The 20,258-nt window shown below is 69.8% G+C and carries 15 protein-coding genes; 12 read left to right on the top strand and 3 right to left on the bottom strand.

From position 1 onward, the window contains the following. Window positions 1–88 precede the first annotated feature (88 nt). Window positions 89–319: a DUF3107 domain-containing protein gene (locus PWF70_RS18130; protein ID WP_006360089.1), complete on the top strand. Its 231-nt coding sequence runs from the start codon at window positions 89–91 to the stop codon at window positions 317–319. A 102-nt stretch (window positions 320–421) separates the two neighbouring features. Here the strand turns inward: PWF70_RS18130 and fasR are convergent, their stop codons facing one another. After that, window positions 422–1,102, bottom strand: coding sequence for an HTH-type transcriptional activator FasR (gene fasR, locus PWF70_RS18125; protein WP_075863905.1), 681 nt, complete (start codon window positions 1,100–1,102; stop codon window positions 422–424). A gap of 66 nt (window positions 1,103–1,168) precedes the next feature. On the opposite strand from fasR, the gene PWF70_RS18120 reads away from it, so the two are divergent. From PWF70_RS18120 to PWF70_RS18085, 8 genes are all read left to right on the top strand, one after another. After that, window positions 1,169–2,212, top strand: a complete 1,044-nt coding sequence (locus PWF70_RS18120) for a DUF3152 domain-containing protein (RefSeq protein WP_035755133.1) — start codon at window positions 1,169–1,171, stop codon at window positions 2,210–2,212. Window positions 2,213–2,284: 72 nt separating this feature from the next. Continuing rightward, window positions 2,285–3,481, top strand: coding sequence for an adenylyltransferase/sulfurtransferase MoeZ (moeZ, locus tag PWF70_RS18115; protein ID WP_286352717.1), 1,197 nt, complete (start codon window positions 2,285–2,287; stop codon window positions 3,479–3,481). 59 nt (window positions 3,482–3,540) lie between these two features. Then, window positions 3,541–4,395 (top strand): TIGR02569 family protein, encoded by an 855-nt coding sequence (locus PWF70_RS18110; RefSeq protein WP_006360085.1) that lies wholly within the window; start codon window positions 3,541–3,543, stop codon window positions 4,393–4,395. A gap of 239 nt (window positions 4,396–4,634) precedes the next feature. After that, window positions 4,635–6,098, top strand: a complete 1,464-nt coding sequence (locus PWF70_RS18105; protein WP_155225469.1) for a nitrate/nitrite transporter — start codon at window positions 4,635–4,637, stop codon at window positions 6,096–6,098. 50 nt (window positions 6,099–6,148) lie between these two features. After that, a complete protein-coding gene (gene nirB, locus PWF70_RS18100) occupies window positions 6,149–8,731 on the top strand; it encodes a nitrite reductase large subunit NirB (RefSeq protein ID WP_155225468.1) in 2,583 nt (860 codons plus the stop codon). Continuing rightward, window positions 8,728–9,138, top strand: a complete 411-nt coding sequence (locus PWF70_RS18095; RefSeq protein ID WP_006360082.1) for a nitrite reductase (NAD(P)H) small subunit — start codon at window positions 8,728–8,730, stop codon at window positions 9,136–9,138. The genes nirB and PWF70_RS18095 overlap by 4 nt, the downstream gene beginning before the upstream one ends. Next, entirely contained in the window at window positions 9,135–10,325 is a 1,191-nt protein-coding gene (locus PWF70_RS18090) for a uroporphyrinogen-III synthase (protein ID WP_006360081.1), read from the top strand. The genes PWF70_RS18095 and PWF70_RS18090 overlap by 4 nt, the downstream gene beginning before the upstream one ends. Before the next feature lie 36 nt (window positions 10,326–10,361). Then, complete coding sequence (locus tag PWF70_RS18085) at window positions 10,362–11,105, top strand: sirohydrochlorin chelatase (RefSeq protein ID WP_006360080.1); 744 nt, start codon at window positions 10,362–10,364, stop codon at window positions 11,103–11,105. Window positions 11,106–11,115: 10 nt separating this feature from the next. Here PWF70_RS18085 and PWF70_RS18080 read toward each other — a convergent pair whose 3' ends face one another. Continuing rightward, window positions 11,116–11,415: an MGMT family protein gene (locus PWF70_RS18080; protein WP_006360079.1), complete on the bottom strand. Its 300-nt coding sequence runs from the start codon at window positions 11,413–11,415 to the stop codon at window positions 11,116–11,118. Between the two features lie 7 nt (window positions 11,416–11,422). Continuing rightward, window positions 11,423–12,208, bottom strand: coding sequence for an alpha/beta fold hydrolase (locus PWF70_RS18075; protein ID WP_279958292.1), 786 nt, complete (start codon window positions 12,206–12,208; stop codon window positions 11,423–11,425). Window positions 12,209–12,307: 99 nt separating this feature from the next. On the opposite strand from PWF70_RS18075, the gene PWF70_RS18070 reads away from it, so the two are divergent. Genes PWF70_RS18070 through PWF70_RS18060 form a run of 3 tightly spaced genes read left to right on the top strand, consistent with a single transcriptional unit; the run spans window position 12,308 to window position 20,237 of the window. Then, complete coding sequence (locus PWF70_RS18070; RefSeq protein WP_035755144.1) at window positions 12,308–15,709, top strand: ATP-dependent helicase; 3,402 nt, start codon at window positions 12,308–12,310, stop codon at window positions 15,707–15,709. Next, complete coding sequence (locus PWF70_RS18065; RefSeq protein ID WP_279958291.1) at window positions 15,702–19,097, top strand: ATP-dependent helicase; 3,396 nt, start codon at window positions 15,702–15,704, stop codon at window positions 19,095–19,097. Before PWF70_RS18070 ends, PWF70_RS18065 begins: the two co-directional genes overlap by 8 nt. Before the next feature lie 60 nt (window positions 19,098–19,157). Further along, window positions 19,158–20,237 (top strand): potassium channel family protein, encoded by a 1,080-nt coding sequence (locus PWF70_RS18060; protein ID WP_006360075.1) that lies wholly within the window; start codon window positions 19,158–19,160, stop codon window positions 20,235–20,237. Window positions 20,238–20,258 lie beyond the last annotated feature (21 nt).

The raw sequence follows: 20,258 nt of genomic DNA, 5'->3' as shown, positions 1-20,258 counted from the left end.
TCGCTGTCAGCGGAGCGGCTGTCCGGTCCCGTGACCGCTGGACTAGCCTTGTGCGGCAAGCGTTGTTGACACCGGAGGAGGGCGGCACATGGCCGTGGAAGTGAAGATCGGCATCACCGACAGCCCGCGTGAGCTGACCGTCGCGACGTCGCTGACCAGCGACAAGGCCTATGCCGAGGTCGAGGCGGCACTCGGCGGCAAGCAGCAGTTGCTGGCCCTGGTGGACGAGAAGGGCGCCCGTTACCTGATCCCGGTCACCAAGATCGCCTACGTCGAGGTCGGGGCGTCGGAGAACCGTCGCGTCGGGTTCGGTTCCTGAGGCGGGACACAGACCAACGAACAAGGGTCCGGTGCGCACCTCGCGATCACTCGCGAAGGTCGCACCGGACCCTTGTCGTCGGTCTGGGTCTGTCGTCTGAGTTCAGGACTGACCGTAGTCGGTGTCCTCCGCCGGGGTCTCCGCGTCGGTCTGCGGTGCGGCCTGGCGCGGGAAGTGGGACAGACCGCCCCAGAGCAACGCGACGGTGGTGTCGACGGCCGTCTGCTTGTCCACGGGACGCTTGGCCTCGAGCCAGTAGCGCGCGTTGACCTGGCTGGCCCCGACGAGCCCGGAGGCGAGCATGCGGGAGCGGTACGGATCGAGACCGGAATCGTGCATGACCAGGCCGTACACTGCGTCCACGCAGGCCTCGGTGGCACCTTCGACGCGGCGGATGACCGCGGGGTCGGAGGCATCGGAGGAGAAGATCAGCCGGTAGCCGGAGTTGTCCTGGTCGATGAAGTCGAAGAAGGCCTCGACGGCGGCACGGACGCGCTTCCGGTTGTCGGTGGTGGTGCGCAGGGCGGTGTTCACGTCGCTGACCAGCTTCTCGGCATGCGAGTCGACGACCGCGATGTAGAGGTCCAGCTTCGACGGGAAATGCTGATACAGGACGGGTTTGCTCACTCCCGCGTGCACGGCGATCTCGTCCATCCCCGCGGCGTGGTAGCCGCGTTCGACGAAGATCTCACTGGCCGCATCGAGCAACTGCATGCGCCGTGCGCTGCGAGGCAGGCGCGTACTGCGTCCGGGAACCGAGGACGCGTTGGTTGCGGTCGACATGGCGAAGATCGTACTCGGGAGACCTTCCTGCGCAGTATCTGCGGTCCGCTGTGAGAAAGTTGTCCCGTGAGCCGCGCAGAGGATGGTGGCACCGGCCTTGATCAGGGACCGGTGCGCACCAAGGATGTCGGCCCGAGATCGTCGGGACGCCCCAAGCCGGACCAGCCGCTTCGGGCGCGCTGGGACCCGACCGATGACAGCGGCCGTCCCCGCGTCGACCGCGAGGCACAGCCCGAGTACAAGAAGCAGTCGTCGCTCGGCCGCTTCGTCTCGACGTACGGCTGGCGCGCCTACGCCATCCCGGTCCTCACGGTTCTCACGATCGCGCTGATCGTGGTGACCATCCAGGACGGGCGCGGTTCCGATCTGGCCCCGACCGCCGCGGTCAACCCGGACTCGGCTGCCCGCAACACCGACATCAACACCGAGACCCGCCCGATCGGTGCGCCGACTGGCGACATCCAGGCCGCCGCGCTGCCGGCCGGCACCCTTCCGCAGGGCGGACCGTTCACCACGCAGGGCCGCCAGACCTTCCGGGTGCTGCGCGGCGCGGGACCGAAGGTCGGCACCGGAGGCCAGGAGTACACCTACACCGTCGAGGTGGAGAACGGCCTGAACCCGCAGGACTACGGCGGCGACCCGACCTTCGCGAAGATGGTCGACATGACGCTGGCCAATCCGCGCAGCTGGATCGGCGACGGGCGCGTGAGCTTCCGGCGCATCGACCGCGGGGAACCGGACCTGCGCATCACCCTGGTCTCCACCGGCACGACCCGCGAACTGTGCGGGTACCAGATCAGGCTGGAGACCTCGTGCTACTACCCGCCGCAGGAGCGCGTGACCCTCAACGAGGCCCGCTGGGTCCGCGGGGCGCTGTCCTATCAGGGTGACGACATCGCCTACCGGCAGTACCTCGTCAACCACGAGGTCGGCCACGGACTCGGCTACGCATCGCATGAGCCGTGCCGCGAGGACGGGGCGCTCGCGCCGGTGATGATGCAGCAGTCCTTCGGCACCGACAACTCCGAGATCATGGCTCTCGACCCGGACATGAAGGCCAACCGCTCGCTCGTCTGCCGCCCGAATCCCTGGCCGTTCCCCAAGCGCTGACCCCGGGAATGAGCGGACCCTTCCGGTGGTTGTGCCAAGAGTCCGTGTACTCGCCGAATACTGGAGGCGTTCGTGTCGTCGCAAGGGTCGCTCACCGGGTCGCTGCCACCGCTCGTGGAGCCGGCAGCCGAACTGAGCAACGAAGAGGTGGCCCGCTACAGCCGCCACCTGATCATCCCGGATGTCGGGATGGACGGGCAGAAGCGCCTGAAGAACGCGAAGGTGCTCGTGATCGGCGCGGGCGGACTCGGTTCGCCGACGCTGCTGTACCTCGCCGCGGCGGGTATCGGCACCATCGGCATCGTGGAATTCGACATCGTCGACGAGTCCAACCTGCAGCGCCAGGTCATCCACGGACAGTCCGACATCGGGCGCCCGAAGGCCGAGAGCGCGCGGGACTCGATCCTCGAGATCAATCCCTACGTCACCGTGAACATCCACGATCAGCGACTCGAACCCGAGGGCGCGATCGAGCTGTTCTCGCAGTACGACCTCATCCTCGACGGCACCGACAACTTCGCGACCCGCTACCTGGTCAACGACGCCGCGGTGCTCGCGCACAAGCCCTACGTCTGGGGATCGATCTACCGTTTCGAGGGTCAGGCGTCGGTGTTCTGGGAAGACGCCCCCGACGGTCGCGGCATCAACTACCGCGACCTCTACCCGCAGGCCCCGCCGCCCGGGATGGTGCCGTCGTGCGCCGAGGGCGGTGTCCTCGGCATCCTGTGCGCCTCGATCGGATCGATCATGGGTACCGAGGCCATCAAGCTCATCTGCGGCATCGGCGAGCCGCTGCTCGGCCGCTTCATGGTCTACGACGCCCTCGACATGACATACCGGACCATCAAGATCCGCAAGGACCCGGAAGGCGAGCGCATCGCCGGCCTCATCGACTACGACGACTTCTGCGGTGTGGTCTCCAGCGAGGCCTCCGACGCCGCGGCCGGGTCGACGCTCACCGCCGCCGAACTCAAGCAGAGGATCGACGCGGGGGAGAAGCTCGCGATCATCGACGTACGTGAACCGGTCGAGTGGGACATCGTCCGGATCGAGGGCGCGACCCTGATCCCGAAGGGCGAGATCCTCTCCGGCGAGGGCCTGGCGAAGGTTCCGCAGGATCGCCCTACGGTCCTCTACTGCAAGACCGGCATCCGGTCGGCCGAGGCACTCGCCGCACTCAAGCGGGCCGGTTTCGCCGACGCCACGCACCTGCAGGGCGGGGTGACCGCCTGGGCCAACCAGGTCGACAAGACGTTGCCGGTCTACTGACCGCCGTTCCCACCGCGTGCCTTCTCGAATCGGTCACCTGCGCTCGGTAATCTGGCCTGGTGAATACCGTCGAGCCGCCCGAACACGTGTTGAACACGTTCGGGCTCACCTCCCATCCGCCCGTCGCCATGGGCGAATCATGGATCGGTGGCTGGCGCGTCGGTGAGGTCGTGCTGTCGCTCGTGCCCGACCACGCGCGCGCCGCCTGGTCGGCCGCCGTCCGCGAGACGCTCTACGTCGAGGGCATGCGGATCGCACGCCCGTTCCGCGCCACCGACGGCCGCTACGTCGTCTCGGGTTGGCGTGCCGACACCTACATCGCCGGAACACCCGAGCCGCGCCACGACGAAGTGGTCCTCGTCGCCGACCGCCTGCACGAGGCGACCGCAACCCTCGAACGTCCGCGCTTCCTGCTGCAGCCGCCCGCGCCGCCGCACACCGACGTCGACGTCTTCACCGCCGCCGACCGCGCCGCGTGGGAGGAGGTCCCGTTGCGCTCGGCCCGTGCCGCGGGCATGGCCGAGCCGACCGCACCCGACGGGGTGCAGAGCGTCGAGATGCTGAGAACCCTTGCGAAGCTTCGCAAGCCGGTCGACCTGCCGTCCCAGGTCGTGCACGGCGACCTGTTCGGCACCGTGCTCTTCGCCGGTGCCGCGGCGCCCGGCATCACCGACATCGTCCCGTACTGGCGACCTGCTCCGTGGGCGGCCGCGGTCGCGGTGGTCGACGCCCTCGCCTGGGGCGGCGCCGACACCGAACTCATCCAGCGGTGGTCCGATCAGCCGGAGTGGCCGCAGATGATGCTGCGGGCGACGATGTTCCGTCTGGCCGTCCACGCGCTGCACCCGCGCTCGACCGCCGGCGCACTGCCCGGGTTGCAGCGGGTCGTCGAGCTGGTACGTTTGCTCGTATAACCGCAGCTCACAGCCCCGATCTGAGTTTGTCGGAGTTCTCACAGGGCCCTTGGGGTGAAGTGAGAACAACGTGACGGTCCGGTCACCTCGCGGAAAATCCGCGCAACACGCCCCCGGGATGCTTGGTCTCAGTCGCACGACACAGGTGTCGGCGTCCGATATGACAGTTCGCTGTCGTGTCGAGAAGACAGCCCGCACTGCTCGTGCAGTGACCACCAAGCATCGGAAGACGGGGACGAATGGCCTTCGCAGACCTCAGAACACAGCTCAAGCGTGACCACACGATCACCGACTGGGACCCGGAGGATCGCGTCGCCTGGGAGAACGGCAACGCCGCGATCGCCAAGCGCAACCTCGTCTGGTCGGTGATCTGCGAACACGTCGGCTTCTCCATCTGGTCGCTGTTCTCGGTGATGGCCCTGTTCATGGGTCCCGAGTACGGCATCAGCATGGATCAGAAGTTCGTCATCGCCGCGACCGCGACCCTCGTCGGCTCGTGCCTGCGCATTCCCTACACCCAGGCCACCGCGAAGTTCGGTGGACGCAACTGGGCCATCTTCTCCGCCATCGTGCTCCTCATCCCGACGGGCCTGACGATGATGCTGATGATGAACCCGGGCGAGTTCGGGTTCGGCTGGTTCCTCGCGGTCGCGGCCATCACCGGCTTCGGCGGCGGCAACTTCGCCTCCTCGATGACCAACATCAACGCCTTCTACCCGCAGCGACTCAAGGGCTGGGCGCTGGGCCTCAACGCCGGCGGCGGCAACATCGGCGTCCCGGTCGTCCAGGTCATCGGACTGCTGGTCATCTGGCTCTTCGCCGACCAGCCCGAGCTTGTCTGCGCGATCTACCTGGTGGCACTTGCGGTCGCGGGCATCGGCGCGGCGATCTACATGGACAACCTCGACCATCAGACCGCCAGCGGCAAGGCGATGATCGACTGCCTCAAGTACCGCGACACCTGGCTCATCTGCCTGCTCTACATCGGCACCTTCGGCTCGTTCATCGGTTTCGGTTTCGCGTTCAGCCAGGTCCTCAACATCAGCTTCACCTCTGCCGGCGCCTCCAAGCCCGCCCTCGCGGCGGCGCAGATCGCCTGGATCGGACCGCTTCTCGGCTCGCTGGCCCGTCCCTACGGCGGCAAGCTCGCCGACCGTATCGGCGGCGGCAAGGTGACGCTGTACTGCTTCATCGCGATGGCCGCGTCGGCGTCGATCCTCGTGATCGCCGGTATGTCGGCCGACGCCAACGGGAAGGTGATCAGCGGCGGTGTCCTCGCGGCCTTCATCACCGGCTTCATCCTGCTGTTCCTGATCTCCGGGATCGCCAACGGTTCGGTCTACAAGATCATCCCGACGATCTGGGAGCACAAGGCGCAGACGCTGTCGGGTCTGAACGCCTTCGGCAAGTCCACCTGGTCGCGCAGCATGTCCGGCGCGCTCATCGGCATCGCCGGTGCGGCCGGCGGCCTCGGCGGTGTCGGCATCAACCTGGTGCTGCGGTCCAGCTACAAGTCCAATCAGTCGGCGACGCAGGCATTCTGGGTGTTTCTCACCTTCTATGTGGTGGCCGCGGTGGTCACCTGGTGGTTCTACGCACGACGCCCGATCGTCGTCGGCGAGACCACCGACCTGCCGGTCGCGGAGACCGCAGGCACCACCGCCGGCACCGGCGAGCCGGTCACCAAGGAAGCGCTGGCCTGAGTTCACCCGCGGCGCAACCCGACCAACAGGCAAGGCACAGGGAGTAGACAATGAGCAGCGAGACCAGCACCGGCCGCAACACCGTCGTCGTGATTGGTCACGGCATGGTCGGCCACCGCTTCGTGCAGGAGATGCGCAAGCGTGACACCGACAACCGGTGGCGCGTCGAGATCGTCAGCGAGGAAGCCGATCCGGCCTACGACCGCGTGGGTCTGTCCTCCTACGTCGGTGCGTGGCAGCGCGATGCGCTCGCGCTGGACGGCAATACCTACGACGGTGACGATCTCGTCGTCACGCATCTGGGGGAGACCGTCACCGGCCTCGATCGGGCGCAGCGTCGGGTGGTGACCTCCGCGGGACGCGAGATCGACTACGACGCACTCGTTCTCGCGACGGGTTCCTACGCCTTTGTGCCGCCGGTGCCGGGGCACGACAACTCCAAGTGTTTCGTCTACCGCACACTCGACGACCTCGACGACATCCGGGCGGCCGCCGACACGGCCGGCCCGGGTGCGACGGGCGTCGTGGTCGGCGGTGGCCTGCTCGGGCTCGAGGCGGCCAACGCCCTGAAACTGATGGGCCTCAAGCCGCATGTGGTCGAGTTCGCACCGCGGCTCATGCCGATGCAGGTCGACGCCGGCGGCGGGGCGATCCTGAAGAACCTCGTCACCGACCTCGGCCTCGAGGTCCATACCGGCGTCGGCACCTCGGAGATCGCCGACGGCGAGAACGGTGGCCTGCGTGTCACGCTCTCGGACGAATCGCTGATCGACGCCTCGCTGGTCGTCTTCTCGGCCGGTGTCCGACCCCGCGATCAGCTCGCCCGCGACGCGGGCCTGGCGGTAGCGGAGCGCGGCGGTGTCCTCGTCGACACGAACTGCGTCACCGACGACGAGCACATCTTCGCCATCGGTGAGGTCGCCGCGGTCGAGGGTCGCTGCTACGGACTCGTCGCGCCCGGCTATTCGACGGCCGAGGTCGTCGCCGACCGCCTGCTCGGCGGATCGTCGACCTTCCCCGGCGCCGACCTGTCGACCAAGCTGAAGCTGCTAGGTGTCGACGTCGCCAGCTTCGGAGACGCGTTCGCGACCACGGAGAACGCGCTCGAGATCACGTACCACGACGCGGTCGCGGGCCGCTACGCCAAGATCGTCGTCAGCGACGACGCGAAGACCCTGCTCGGCGGCATCCTCGTCGGGGATGCCTCGGCCTACGCGCTGCTCAAGCCGATGGTCGGTCGCGAGATCCCCGGCGACCCCGCTGCCCTGATCGCTCCCGAGGGCGGCACCGGCGTCGGCATGGACGCGCTGCCCGACGATGCCGAGATCTGCTCCTGCAACGGGGTGTCGAAGGGCTCGATCTGCTCGGCCATCGCCGACGGCGCCTGCGACATCGCCGCGATCAAGGGCTGCACCTCGGCCGGCACCACCTGCGGCGGCTGCCTGCCGAGCATCAAGCAGCTCCTCTCCGCGTCGGGCGTCGAGCTCAGCACGTCGCTGTGCGATCACTTCGCCCAGTCGCGCGCCGAACTGTTCGAGATCGTCGCCGTCACCGGCATCCGGACCTTCTCCGAACTCATCGACCGCTTCGGCACCGGCCTGGGTTGCGAGATCTGTAAGCCGACCGTCGCCTCGATCCTCGCCTCCACGTCGAGCGATCACATTCTCGACGGCGAGCAGGCCGCCCTGCAGGACACCAACGATCACTTCCTCGCGAACATGCAGAAGAACGGCTCGTACTCGGTGGTGCCGCGCATGCCGGGCGGCGAGGTCACGCCCGAGCAGCTCATCGTCATCGGCGAGATCGCCCGCGACTACGGGCTGTACACCAAGATCACCGGCGGCCAGCGCATCGACCTGTTCGGCGCCCGCGTCGACCAGCTGCCCGAGATCTGGCGGCGCCTCGTCGACGCCGGGATGGAGTCCGGTCACGCCTACGGCAAGAGCCTTCGCACGGTGAAGAGCTGCGTCGGCTCCACCTGGTGCCGCTACGGCGTCCAGGATTCGGTCGGCATGGCGGTCTTCCTCGAGAAGCGATACCGGGGTCTGCGGTCGCCGCACAAGATCAAGTTCGGCGTCTCGGGATGCGCCCGCGAATGCGCGGAGGCCCGCGGCAAGGACGTCGGCGTCATCGCCACCGAGAACGGCTGGAACCTCTACGTCGGCGGCAACGGCGGTCAGAGTCCCAAGCACGCGCAGCTGCTGGCCAGCGGAGTGGATGACGACACGCTGGTCGCCTACATTGATCGGTACCTCATGTTCTACATCCGGACTGCCGACCGACTGCAGCGCACAGCCCCGTGGCTGGAGTCGCTCGACGGCGGTCTGGACCATCTCAAGGCCGTCGTCTGCGACGACAGCCTGGGGCTCGCCGCCGAACTCGAGGACGCGATGGCCCGGCACGTGGCCGGGTACACCGACGAATGGGCGGCGGTGCTCGACGACGAGGACAAGTTGAAGAGGTTCGTGTCGTTCGTGAACGCACCCGACGTGGTCGACCCGACCATCCGGTTCGCCGAATACGAACGTAAGGTGCCGGTGCTGCTCGACATGCCGCAGGTGCGTCCGGGAGCGGACGCGGACACCGGGCCGGTTGTGGACGCGGCGCCGGTGAAGGAAGGAGTGCCGACATGACCATCGCACCAGACGAGACCGGGCAGATGCCCGGGACGGTCGAGGGGAGTTGGATGCGGGCCTGCCCGATCGACGACCTGATCGTCGGCCGCGGCGTCGCGGTGCTCGGTCCGCGCGGTGAGCAGGCGGCGCTGTTCCGCCTGCCGGCCGCCGAGACCGACCGCGAGGCCGCACCCGGCCGTTCCCGCCTGTACGCCATCGGCAACATCGACCCGTTCGGCCGCGCCGCGGTCCTCTCGCGCGGACTCACCGGGGACCGCGCCGGCGAGCCGACGGTCGCCTCGCCGCTGGGCAAGCAGGTGTTCGCACTGCGGACCGGCGTCTGCCTGGACGACGAATCGGTCTCCGTGCCGAGCTACGGCGTGCGCGTCGTCGAGCGGATCGTCGAGGTGTTCTTTCCCGCGTGAACGCCATCAATCTTCCCGGTGACCCGACCGACCCGGACCCGTTGCCCGCCGACCCGCTACCACTGACCGGATTCACCATCGGCATCACCGCGGCGCGTCGTGCCGAGGAGTTCGCCGCACTGCTCGAACGACGCGGTGCCCGGGTGGTCCAGGCTCCGACGATTCGCATCCTGCCGCTCGTCGACGACACCGAACTCGAGCGGGTGACCGAGGAGATCATCGCCTCGCCGCCGCAGATCATGGTGGCGACCACCGGCATCGGTTTCCGCGGTTGGATCGAGGCGGCCGACGGCTGGGGCAACGCCGAGGACGTGCTGCGTTCGCTGTCGCAGAGCAGGCTGATCGCGCGCGGTCCCAAGGCGAAGGGCGCCATCCGCGCCGCGGGACTGCGCGAGGAGTGGTCGCCGGAGAGCGAGTCCTCCTCGGAGGTGCTCGACCACCTGCTCGCCGAGGGCGTCGAGGGTGTGCGGATCGCCGTCCAGCTGCACGGCGCGACGAGCGAATGGGAACCGCTGCCGGACTTCTGCACCGTCCTGCGGGCCGCGGGCGCCGTGGTCGTGCCGATCCCGGTCTACCGCTGGAACATGCATCCCGACGTGGCGCGCATCGACAAGATGATCGCGCAGGTGCTGCGCGGTGACCTCGACGCGATCACCTTCACCAGTGCGCCGGCGGCGGCGTCGATCCTCACCCGCGCCAAGGAACTCGGCAAGCTGCAGCAGTTCGTGCACGCACTGCGCACCGCGGTCCCGGTGATGTGTGTGGGATCGGTGACCGCGAGTCCGCTGGAGGCGCTGCAGATCCCGACGACGTATCCGCGCCGGTTCCGGCTCGGCGCGCTCGCGCGCCTGATCACCGACGAACTCCCGCGCCGCGCCCACGTGCTGCGAGTCGCCGGACACGACACCGCGATCCGCGGGCAGGCCGTCGTCGTCGACGGCGAGCTGAAGGACCTGTCGGCGACGGGCCTGCTGCTGTTGAAACTGCTCGCCCGCAATCCCGGTCGGGTGGTGTCGCGGCAGGAGATGCTCGCGGTCCTGCCCGGCGACAGTTCCGACACCCACGCCGTCGAGGTTGCGGTCGCGCGACTCCGTGCGGCGCTGGGGGATTCGAAGATGGTCCAGACCGTCGTCAAACGCGGTTACCGCCTGGCCGTCGACCTCGAGTACGACGCCGAAGACGAATGACTGCCGAAGACGATGACCAGGTCCAGGGGAGGACACATGCGAGACAACCACGTCCGGCTCCCGCACGGCGACCGCCTGCGCGACGTCAGTCCGGTGCTGGTCGCCCACGGCACCCGTAACCCGCACGGGGTCAACGTGATCGCCGAGATCGCCGAGGCTGTTGGCGCGCGGATCGGGCTCACCCGTACCGCCTTCGTCGACGTGCTCGGACCGACGCCCAGTGAGGTGATCGCCGATCTCGACAAGCCCGCGGTCCTGGTGCCGGCCTTCCTCGCATCGGGGTACCACGTTCGCAAGGACATCCCCGAACACGTCGCTCTGGGGGGTCGAACCGACACCGTCGTGACCCGTGCGCTAGGCCCCGACCCGTCGATCGCCGCGGTGGCGCGGCTCCGACTCGCCGAGGCCGGCTGGGAACCGGGCGACGCGGTGGTCCTGGCCGCCGCCGGATCGTCGGATCAGAGTGCTTGCGGCCAGGTGCATCTGGCTGCACGGCAACTCGAGTCGCTGATCGGCGGCCGCGTGGAGGTCGGGTTCATCACGACCGCGCAACCGTCGGTGCCCGAGGCGATCGAGAGGGCGCGCCGCACCGGACGCCGCGTCGTGGTCGCCAGTTACCTGCTCGCGCCGGGACTGTTCCACCAGCGGCTCGAGACCTACGGCGCCGACGCGGTGGCCGCGCCCCTCGGACCCGACCCGCGCATCGTCGACCTCATCGTCACGCGCATGCGTGCCGCGATCAGCCCGTACCGACGAACCCCGGTGCCGCGCCTCGTCTGACCCGTCGGCGCTAGGGGATGGCCCACCGGCACTCACGCAACCGGATTCGTCCGCCGACGATCGGAACGCCCTCCGCGGCAAGCCGTTCGAGCTGACGGTTCGCGAGATGAGGTGCGGGACGGCCGCTCGCGGGGACGACCCGATGCCACGGGAGGTCGGCGGTGTCGGTGCGCATGATCCAGCCGACGATACGGGGGCTGGACAACCCGGCCGCGCCGGCCAGGTCGCCGTAGGTGCTGACCTGACCGACCGGGATCTCCGCGACCAGGGCGCGGACGGCTTCCACCTGCTCCTCGGTGATCGCAGCCATCGGGGCCCTAGAGCAGGGAGCGGATCAGCGACGCGGACAATTCCGGTTCCAGGAACGGCACCATGTGCGCGCAGTCGACGTGGTGCACGGTCACGTTGTCACCGCGTTCGCTCGCGCAGGCCTCCAGGAACGCCGGCCGCACGAACGGCGGCTGCACCTGACCGGCGACGACGATGTGCGTCGGCACGCCCGGCGGCGGAAGGACTGCGGGCCTGGCCATCTCGCTCCACGACGCGGCGGCCGCGGGTGCGCTGACCCGCCAGCCCACCCGGCCGTGCGGGCGGGGGATGAGGTGCTCGGTGAGCTCGGCCTCGAGGATGTCGTCGGGCACGTCCGCCCAGCCTTCGGCGCGTTTGGCCGAGCGTGCGGCGTCGGCGCTCGCGTAGTCCCAGTTGTCGAGACTGTCGGTGGCGACCTGGAGCGCGAACTCGAGGTCGAGGCCCTGGGCGGGGTCGAGGAGGACGAGTCCCTTGACGGCGTCCGGCCGGCGATTGGCCAGGTGTAGCGCCAGCGCACCGCCGAACGAGTGGCCCACGATGACGATCGGCCGCCCGGCCGGGACGTGATCGTCGAGCACGGCGGACAGTGCACGAACATGATGCTCGATGCTCCACGGCGGACGCCACGGCGAACGACCGTGGCCGATGAGATCGGGAGCGACGATGCGGACACCGCTCAGGTTCTGCGCCAGCGGCTCCCAGCGACGACCGTGGCCGGTGAGACCGTGGATCGCGAGGACCGTGTCGCCCTCCGCCGAGCCGCCGCCGAAGACATACGTGTTGAGAGCTGTCACCCGTCCATCCTGCCGTATGCGCGGGTCGCGAGCCCGACCCACCCGCACCGACACCTCGGGCCGCCGGAGTCGTCGGTGCCGCATGATTCGATGGAGCCCATGAGTCGGAAACCGGGCACCCAGGCGTCGCGCAGCGCCCTGCGCGCACGGCTCGTCGCGGCGCCCGAGGCCGCGGACCGTCCCCGTGAGTGGCCGCCGGCGATCGCGCAGGTCATCGACCCTGCAGCCAGCATCCCGGCCGGCGAGGAGGAGCAGGCGTGGCGTCCGGTCCGGGTCCACGGCGGACCGGGCAGCGGCAAGACCGCCCTGATCGTCGACGCGGCCGTCGCGCGTCTGCTCGATCCCGCGACCGATCCCGAATCGGTCCTGGTTCTGGCCTCGAGCCGCCGCGCGGCGGTCGCGTTGCGCGAGGAGATCACCCGGCGCGTGCTCTCGGCCAACGCGACCGGGCGGCGCGTGCTGGGCGGAGCGCTCCGCGAACCCCTCGTGCGTACCGTGCACTCCTACGCCTTCGCGATCCTGCGCCTCCAGGCGAGTGCGCACGGCAACCCGCCCCCGCGGCTCATCACCGGCTCCGAACAGGACGTCGTGCTGCGCGAGCTGCTGGCCGGCGACATCGAGGACGGTGCGGAGTACTGGCCCGCACATCTACGGCCGGCACTCGGCACCGACGGCTTCGCGCAGGCCCTGCGCGACCTGATGATGCGGGCCGCCGAACGCGGCGTCGGCCCGGAAGAACTCGCGGCGCTGGGTCGCGAACACAAACGCCCCGAGTGGACCGCCGCGGCCCGTGCCTACGCCCAGTACGAGCAGAACATGCTGCTGCGCGGCGCGGTCGGACTCGAGACGCCCGGTGCATCGGCACCGGCGGTCGACGCCGCCGAACTGATCGGTTCGGCGCTGTCGGCCTTCGCGACCGACCCCGAACTGCTCAGCGGCGAACGCCGCCGCATCCGCCACCTGCTCGTCGACGACGCGCAGCATCTGGATCCGCAGGCGGCACAGCTGATCCGGCTGGTCGGCACCGGCACCACCTCGACGATCATCGCGGCCGACACCGATCAGTCGGTCTTCGGATTCCGCGGGGCCAGCCCACGTTTCGCCGACGGGCTCGCCGAGGCGGGATCCGAGCGCGACATCGTGCTCGAACACGACTTCCGCTCCCACCCCGATCTCGCGCGCCTGGGACGTGCGATCGCCGCACGGCTCCCCGGGGCGCGCCCGCACGCGTATCCGCAACCGGTGCAGACCGAATCCGCCGCTGGCGTGCCACGCGACGCCGCGGCGGTGCGCGTGTACGGCTCGGCGGCCAAGGAGGCCACCGCGATCGCCGATCTGCTGCGCCGCGCGCACCTGTTCGACGGCGTGCCGTGGTCGCAGATGGCCGTGATCGTCCGGTCGGTGTCCCTCGCCCTGCCTCCGCTGCGGCGCGCGTTCCGGTCGGCGGGTGTCCCGGTGACCACCCCGGCCAGCGACCTGCCGCTGCACCGCCAGCGTGCGGTGATCGCGCTGATGCTGGTGCTGCGCGTGGTCGCCGCCCGCCGCGAGGACCCGTCGACGCGGAGCGAGGCGACCCCGCAGCGCGAGCTGTTCACCACCGAGGACACGCTCACGTTGCTGTCCGGCCCGGTGGGAGCGGCCGATCCCGGCGCGATGCGGCGCCTGCGGCGTGGCATCCGACGCCTCGACGAGAAGAACGACCCGACGGCTCAACCGGATTCGCTGACCTCGCTCACCCGCGCACTCCTCGACCCCGAGCTCGGTGCGCGGTACCGCCGTGCCCTGACCGAGACCGAGGCGGCGCCGCTGGCCCGCGTACTCGACGTCGTGGCCGCCGGGCAGCGGGCACATGATGCCGGCCGCGGCGTCGAGGAGACGCTGTGGGCGGCCTGGCAGGCCACCGGTCTGGAACGACGCTGGGCGGCGTCGGCGGTCCGGGGCGGCCCGGCCGGGGAGCAGGCCGACCGCGACCTCGATGCCGTGATGGCGATGTTCGAGGCGGCGGCCAACTTCGCCGACACCCTGCCCGCCGCCGGTCCGGCCGGATTCGTCCACTACCTCTCCCAGCTGCAGATTCCGCGTGACAGCCGAACCGCCACGGCGGCAAGCGAATCGGTGACCGTTCTGTCGGCGCACGCCGCGGTGGGCCGGGAGTGGGAGGTCGTCGCGGTCGCCGGGGTCCAGGACGGGCTGTGGCCGTCGCTACGCAGCCGGGGTGGCGTGCTCTCCACCGGCGCGCTGGTCGACATCCTCGACGGCATGGACGCCGGCGCGGTCGACACCGTCGCGCGCGGCGCCACCGCACTGGCCGACGAGCGGCGGCTGTTCCTGGTCGCCTGCACGCGTGCACGCAGCAGGCTCCTCGTCACGGCGGTGGAGGACGGCAGCGGCGACGCCTCGCCGTCCCGCTTCCTCACCGAACTGGCCGATCTCGTCGACGATCCCGACGACGAAGCGCCCCAGGCCGAGCTCCGGCTCGACCCCGGCGTGGACCGCGTGCTGTCGCTCCCGTCACTGGTCGCGACCCTGCGTTCGGTGGTCATGGGCGGTGCCCACGAGCCCGATGACCGGACCCGGGCCGCCGCCCGCCTGCTCGCCGAACTCGCCGACTCCGACATCCCCGGCGCCCACCCGCGCGACTGGTTCGGGCTCGCCGAACCCAGCACCGACGCGCCGCTGTGGACGCCGGACACCGGACCCGTCGTGCTGTCGCCGTCGAATGTCGAGGCGTTGAACCGGTGTTCGCTGCGTTGGGTGCTGGAACGGAACGGCGGCCGAGACGGTGACGGTACGCCCGCGCTCACCGGAAGCCTGGTCCACACGCTCGTGCAGGCCGTTGCGGGACAGCTGGATCCGGCCGAGGTGACCGCGGCGCTGCGCGGGATCTGGGACCGGGTCGACACCGGTGCGGGTTGGTACTCGGCCCGGGAACTCGAACGCGCCGAGAGCATGCTCGGCCACTTCCGCGACTGGCTGCGGATCTCTCGTGCCGACCTCGAGGAGGTGGGTGTCGAATTGCCGGTCGACGCAACCGTTCCCGGCGGTCCCACCGGTGATCCCGACTCCGCGGATGCACCCGACGTGCGTCTGCGCGGCCGCGTCGACCGCCTCGAGACCGACTCGGCCGGACGCCCGGTGGTGGTCGACGTCAAGACGTCGAAGAACGCGATCACCAAGGCCGAGGCCGACGAGCACGCCCAGATGGCGGCCTATCAGGTCGCGCTGGCCCACGGGGGAGTGCCGCAGTTCGGAGATGTCCCGCCGGGTGGCGCACGTCTGGTCTACGTGTCCACCGCGAACCGCAATTCCGGTGCGGCCGAACGTGTCCAGTCGCCGCTGACACCGGAGATGCTCGACGAGTGGATCGGCGTCGTGCGCCGGGCCGCGCGGGCGAGCATCGGCCCGACCTTCCACGCGACACCCAACCCGGGCTGCGTGCACTGCAACCTCACCACCAGCTGCCCCGCGAAGATCCCCGGAAAGGCGGTGACCGATGACTAGCGCACCGACGACCGGCCGGACGCTGATCGGCGCGAAATCGCTGGCCGCGGCGCTCGGCCTTCCCGACCCGACCCCGGAACAGGTCGCGGTCATCGAGGCGCCGGTCGAACCGATGCTCGTCGTCGCCGGTGCCGGTGCGGGCAAGACCGAGACGATGGCCTCGCGGGTGGTGTGGCTCGTCGCCAACCAGGTCGTGGCCCCCGACGAGATCCTCGGACTCACTTTCACGCGCAAGGCCGCCAGCGAGCTCGGCGCACGCATCCGGCGTCGCCTGTCCATGTTGTCGGGCGCGCCCGCACTGCGGACCTGGGACCCGGACGGGACGCTGGCCGCGCGCTTGCGCGGCGCGGACCCCGAGGTCAGCACCTATCACGCCTACGCCGGCCGGCTGATCGCCGACTACGGTCTGCTGCTGCCCGTCGAACCGTCGTCGACGCTGCTCACCGAGACCGAACTGTGGCAGCTCGCCTTCTCGCTCGTCTCGTCGTGGCCGGGGGAGCTGAACACCAAGAAGGTTCCCGCCGGCGTCACCGAGTCGGTCCTCAAGCTGTACGGCGAGATGTCCGAACATCTCGTCGACATCGACGATCTCACCGAGGCGGGGTCGCGACTGTACGAGCTCATCGACACCCTGCCGAAAGGACCCAAGCAGCGCGACAAGCCGACGCAGGCGCTGCTGAAGGTCAAGGAGGTCATCGACGAACGGCGCGAACTGATCCCGATGGTCATCGCCCTCGGCGAGACGATGCGGGCGCAGTCCTCACTCGACTTCGGCAGCCAGATGTCACTCGCCGCAAAGCTCGTCGTGTCCAACCCGGAGGTCGTGTCCGCCGAGCGCACGGCGTTCCGCGCGGTCCTCCTCGACGAGTACCAGGACACCGGACACTCGCAGCGCGTCTTGCTGTCGACCCTGTTCGGCGGCCACGACCCGTCGCGTGAGTCGGTCGCCGTCACCGCGGTCGGTGACCCGATCCAGTCGATCTACGGCTGGCGCGGCGCGTCGGCGGCGAATCTGCCGCGATTCGCCCGGGACTTCCCCCGCCCCGACGGCACGCCCGCCGAACGTCGCGAGCTCCTCACGAGCTGGCGCAACGCGGCGCAGGGCCTCCGCCTGGCCAACCAGATCTCGGAGGAACTGCGGCGCCGCGGCATCCCGGTCTCCATCCTTCGACCCCGCCCCGACGCTCCTCACGGCACCGCGACCATCGCCCTCACCGAGACCGTTCTCGACGAACGGAACTGGATCGCCGACGAGGTCGAGCGGCGCTATCGTGCGGCCGAGACCGCCGGTGAGGCACCGCCGACCACGGCGATCCTGGTGCGGCGCAACGAGGATTCAGCTCCGCTGGCTGCGGAGCTGGAGAGCCGCGGCATCCCCACCGAGGTCGTCGGTATCGGCGGGTTGCTGCACGTCCCGGAGATCGAGGACATCGTCGCGACCCTGCGCGTGATGGCCGACCCGATGGCCGGCACCGCGGTCATGCGGCTCCTCACCGGCGCCCGCTGGCGCCTGGGGGCCAAAGACCTTGCCGCCCTGTGGCGCCGGGCCACCACGCTCGCCGCCGAGAGTTACGCGGAGGCGGGTGGCGTCGTCACCAGCCGCGAGCAACTCGACGCCGCGCTCGACGCGGTGCTGCCCACCGAGATCGTCGATCGCGCCGGAATCGCCGACGCCGTCGTCGATCCGGGTGATCCGACCGACTACAGCCCGGAGGGATACGCCCGCATCCGGGCGTTCGGCGCGCAGCTCGAATCCCTTCGCCGCCGCATCGGACAACCACTGCCCGAACTCGTCGCCGATGTGGAGAACACCATCGGCGTGGGGGTCGAGGCGCAGATCCGGGCCCGGCGCATGCGCGGTGCGATCACCGGTCGTGAACACCTCGACGCCTTCGCCGACTACGTCAGCCACTACGCCGATCGTCCCGGCGCGAATCTGCCTGGGCTGCTGGCGTTCCTCGACGCCGCCGAGTCCATCGAGAAAGGTCTCGAACCCGGCAAGATCGAGGTCGCCGAACAGCGCGTGCAGATCCTCACCGTGCACGCGGCCAAGGGGCTGGAATGGGACGTCGTGGCGATCCCGCACCTGGCCAAGGGCATCTTCCCGAGCGCCAAGGCCGACACCACGTGGCTGGGCAGCGCGCGCGAGCTGCCCGCCGACCTGCGCGGCGACCTCGCGATCCCGGCCGAGTCGGCCGACGGCACGCCCGAGGGCTTCCCGCTGCTGAAGATCGACACCGTCGGCGACCGCAAGCAACTCGAGGACGCCCTGTCCGACCACAAGGCGGCGATCGGCGAACGACGCCTCGAGGAGGATCGGCGCCTGCTCTACGTCGCCCTCACCCGCGCACGGCACGACCTGATGATCTCCGCCCACCACTGGTCGGAAACCGGCGACAAGCCGCGCGGCGGCTCGGATTTCTTCGACGAGCTGATGGTCGCCATCGACGAGGCGATCACCGATCCGGCCGTCGACTCGACCGGCCTGTCGATCGCGGTGCGCACCCCGCCGCCCGCCGAGGATGCGACCAATCCGCTTGCCGAACGCGTTGTGGCGCAGCCATGGCCGCGTGATCCGCTCGCCGGCCGGCGCGACGCGGTGCAGGCGGCCGCAGACCTCGTCCTCGACGCCATCACCGCCCGCGAGGCGCCCGTGCTGTTCGAGGCGCCGGACGCCTCGGACGGTCCGGAGATGCTGCCGATGCCGCCGGACCCGGAGGACGAGGTGGCGGCGTGGGAGGCGGAGGTGTCGGCCCTGCTGGCCGAACACCATCAGGCCAACCAGGCACTCGTCGAGGTGACGCTGCCGACGCACCTCTCGGTCAGCCAGCTCGTCGAACTCGACGCCGACGAGGCCGAGTTCGCGCGCCGGCTCCGCCGACCCACACCTTTCCGGCCCAACCCGATGGCGCGGCGCGGCACCGCATTCCACGCCTGGGTGGAACGCTGGTTCGGCGCGACCCGGCTGCTCGACATCGACGAACTGCCGGGCGCCGCCGACGCCACGGCCAGCCCCGACGCCGATCTCGACGCGCTCCGCGACGCTTTCCTCGCCTCGCGCTGGGCCAACCGCAGCCCCACGGAGGTGGAGGTGCCGTTCGAGACCGTGATCGGCGGCATCGTCGTGCGCGGCCGCATCGACGCGGTCTTCGCCGAGAAGGACGGGTCGTGGACGGTCGTCGACTGGAAGACCGGCGTCGTACCAGAACCGGCGAAACGGGAATCGCTGTTCATCCAGCTGGCCGCCTACCGGATCGCCTGGGCGCAGCTGGCCGGTGTGCCGGTGGAGAAGGTGCACGCAGCCTTCCACTACGTGCGTGACGGACACACCCTGGAGGCCGACGACCTGCCCGACGAGGCCACGCTCGCCGCCAAGCTCGCCAAATGAGCCCTCGCGCCGCCGGGTGGGTTACATTTCAGCGTGTGAGCGAACTCCAGGAGCGCAAGCGTGGCAGTGCGTAACCGCTTCCGCGGCCGCTTCGGATCAGACGCCGAACTGGCCAACCGGCCCGACCATGCACTGGTCGGCGTCGTCCGTATCCCCGAGCTGCAGCAGAGCCCCGCCCGCGCGATCGGACGCCGCGTGCTCTGGGCATGTCTCGCGCTGTTCTTCACCTCGGTGGTCGTCTGGCTCGATCGTGAGGGATATCGGGACGCGCAGAACAGCGAGCTGTCCTATCTGGACGCGCTGTACTACTCGGCGGTCACCCTGTCGACGACCGGCTACGGCGACATCACGCCGATCAGTCCCTTCGCCCGCTTCATCAACATCATCATCATCACGCCGCTGCGTGTGCTGTTCCTGATCGTGCTGATCGGCACCACCCTCGAGGTGCTCACCGAACGGTCCCGGCAGGCGCTCAAGATCCAGCGTTGGAGGAATTCCGTGCGCAATCACACCGTCGTCATCGGCTACGGCACCAAGGGCCGCACCGCGGTCGACGCCATGCGCGGCGACGGCATCAAGCCATCCGAGATCGTGGTCGTCGACTCCGATCCGACCGTGCTGGAGTCGGCCGCCTCCAACGGGCTGGTCACGGTCCGGGGCGACGCCACCAAGTCCGACGTGCTGCGCCTCGCCGGTGTCGCCCACGCCGCGAGCATCGTGGTCGCCACCAGTCGCGACGACACCGCCGTCCTGGCGACTCTCACCGCACGCGAGATCAACCCGCGGGCCAAGATCGTGGCGTCGATCCGGGAGTCGGAGAACACCCACCTCATGCGGCAGTCGGGCGCGAACTCGGTGGTGGTGTCCTCGGAGACGGCCGGGCGTCTGCTCGGCATCGCGACGATGACCCCGTCGGTGGTCGAGGTGATCGAGGATCTCCTCACTCCCGATGCGGGTTACGCCATCGCCGAACGCGAGGTCGACCCGACGGAGACCGGCGGCTCGCCCGCCCACACCCGCGACATCGTGCTCGGCGTCGTCCGCAACGGGGTGCTGCACCGCGTCGACGACAGCGAGGTCGAACAGATCGAGGTCGGCGATCGGCTGCTGTACGTCCGCAAGAGTCCCGGCGACGACTGAGCCCCGGAAACGACCGGCCGC

The sequence above is a fragment of the Gordonia sp. Swx-4 genome, from assembly GCF_030316175.1.
GTDB lineage: Bacteria > Actinomycetota > Actinomycetes > Mycobacteriales > Mycobacteriaceae > Gordonia > Gordonia alkanivorans.
Note: the sequence above shows the minus strand (reverse complement) of the source record. Positions and strands in the feature narration are given on the sequence as shown.

Excerpts from the sequence above, each read along its gene's own strand:
- PWF70_RS18130 (WP_006360089.1), top strand. The coding sequence starts at position 89 with ATGGCCGTGGAAGTGAAGATCGGCATCACCGACAGCCCGCGTGAGCTG.
- fasR (WP_075863905.1), bottom strand. The coding sequence starts at position 1,102 with ATGTCGACCGCAACCAACGCGTCCTCGGTTCCCGGACGCAGTACGCGC.
- PWF70_RS18105 (WP_155225469.1), top strand. The coding sequence starts at position 4,635 with ATGGCCTTCGCAGACCTCAGAACACAGCTCAAGCGTGACCACACGATC.
- nirB (WP_155225468.1), top strand. The coding sequence starts at position 6,149 with ATGAGCAGCGAGACCAGCACCGGCCGCAACACCGTCGTCGTGATTGGT.
- PWF70_RS18095 (WP_006360082.1), top strand. The coding sequence starts at position 8,728 with ATGACCATCGCACCAGACGAGACCGGGCAGATGCCCGGGACGGTCGAG.
- PWF70_RS18085 (WP_006360080.1), top strand. The coding sequence starts at position 10,362 with ATGCGAGACAACCACGTCCGGCTCCCGCACGGCGACCGCCTGCGCGAC.
- PWF70_RS18080 (WP_006360079.1), bottom strand. The coding sequence starts at position 11,415 with ATGGCTGCGATCACCGAGGAGCAGGTGGAAGCCGTCCGCGCCCTGGTC.
- PWF70_RS18070 (WP_035755144.1), top strand. The coding sequence starts at position 12,308 with ATGAGTCGGAAACCGGGCACCCAGGCGTCGCGCAGCGCCCTGCGCGCA.
- PWF70_RS18065 (WP_279958291.1), top strand. The coding sequence starts at position 15,702 with ATGACTAGCGCACCGACGACCGGCCGGACGCTGATCGGCGCGAAATCG.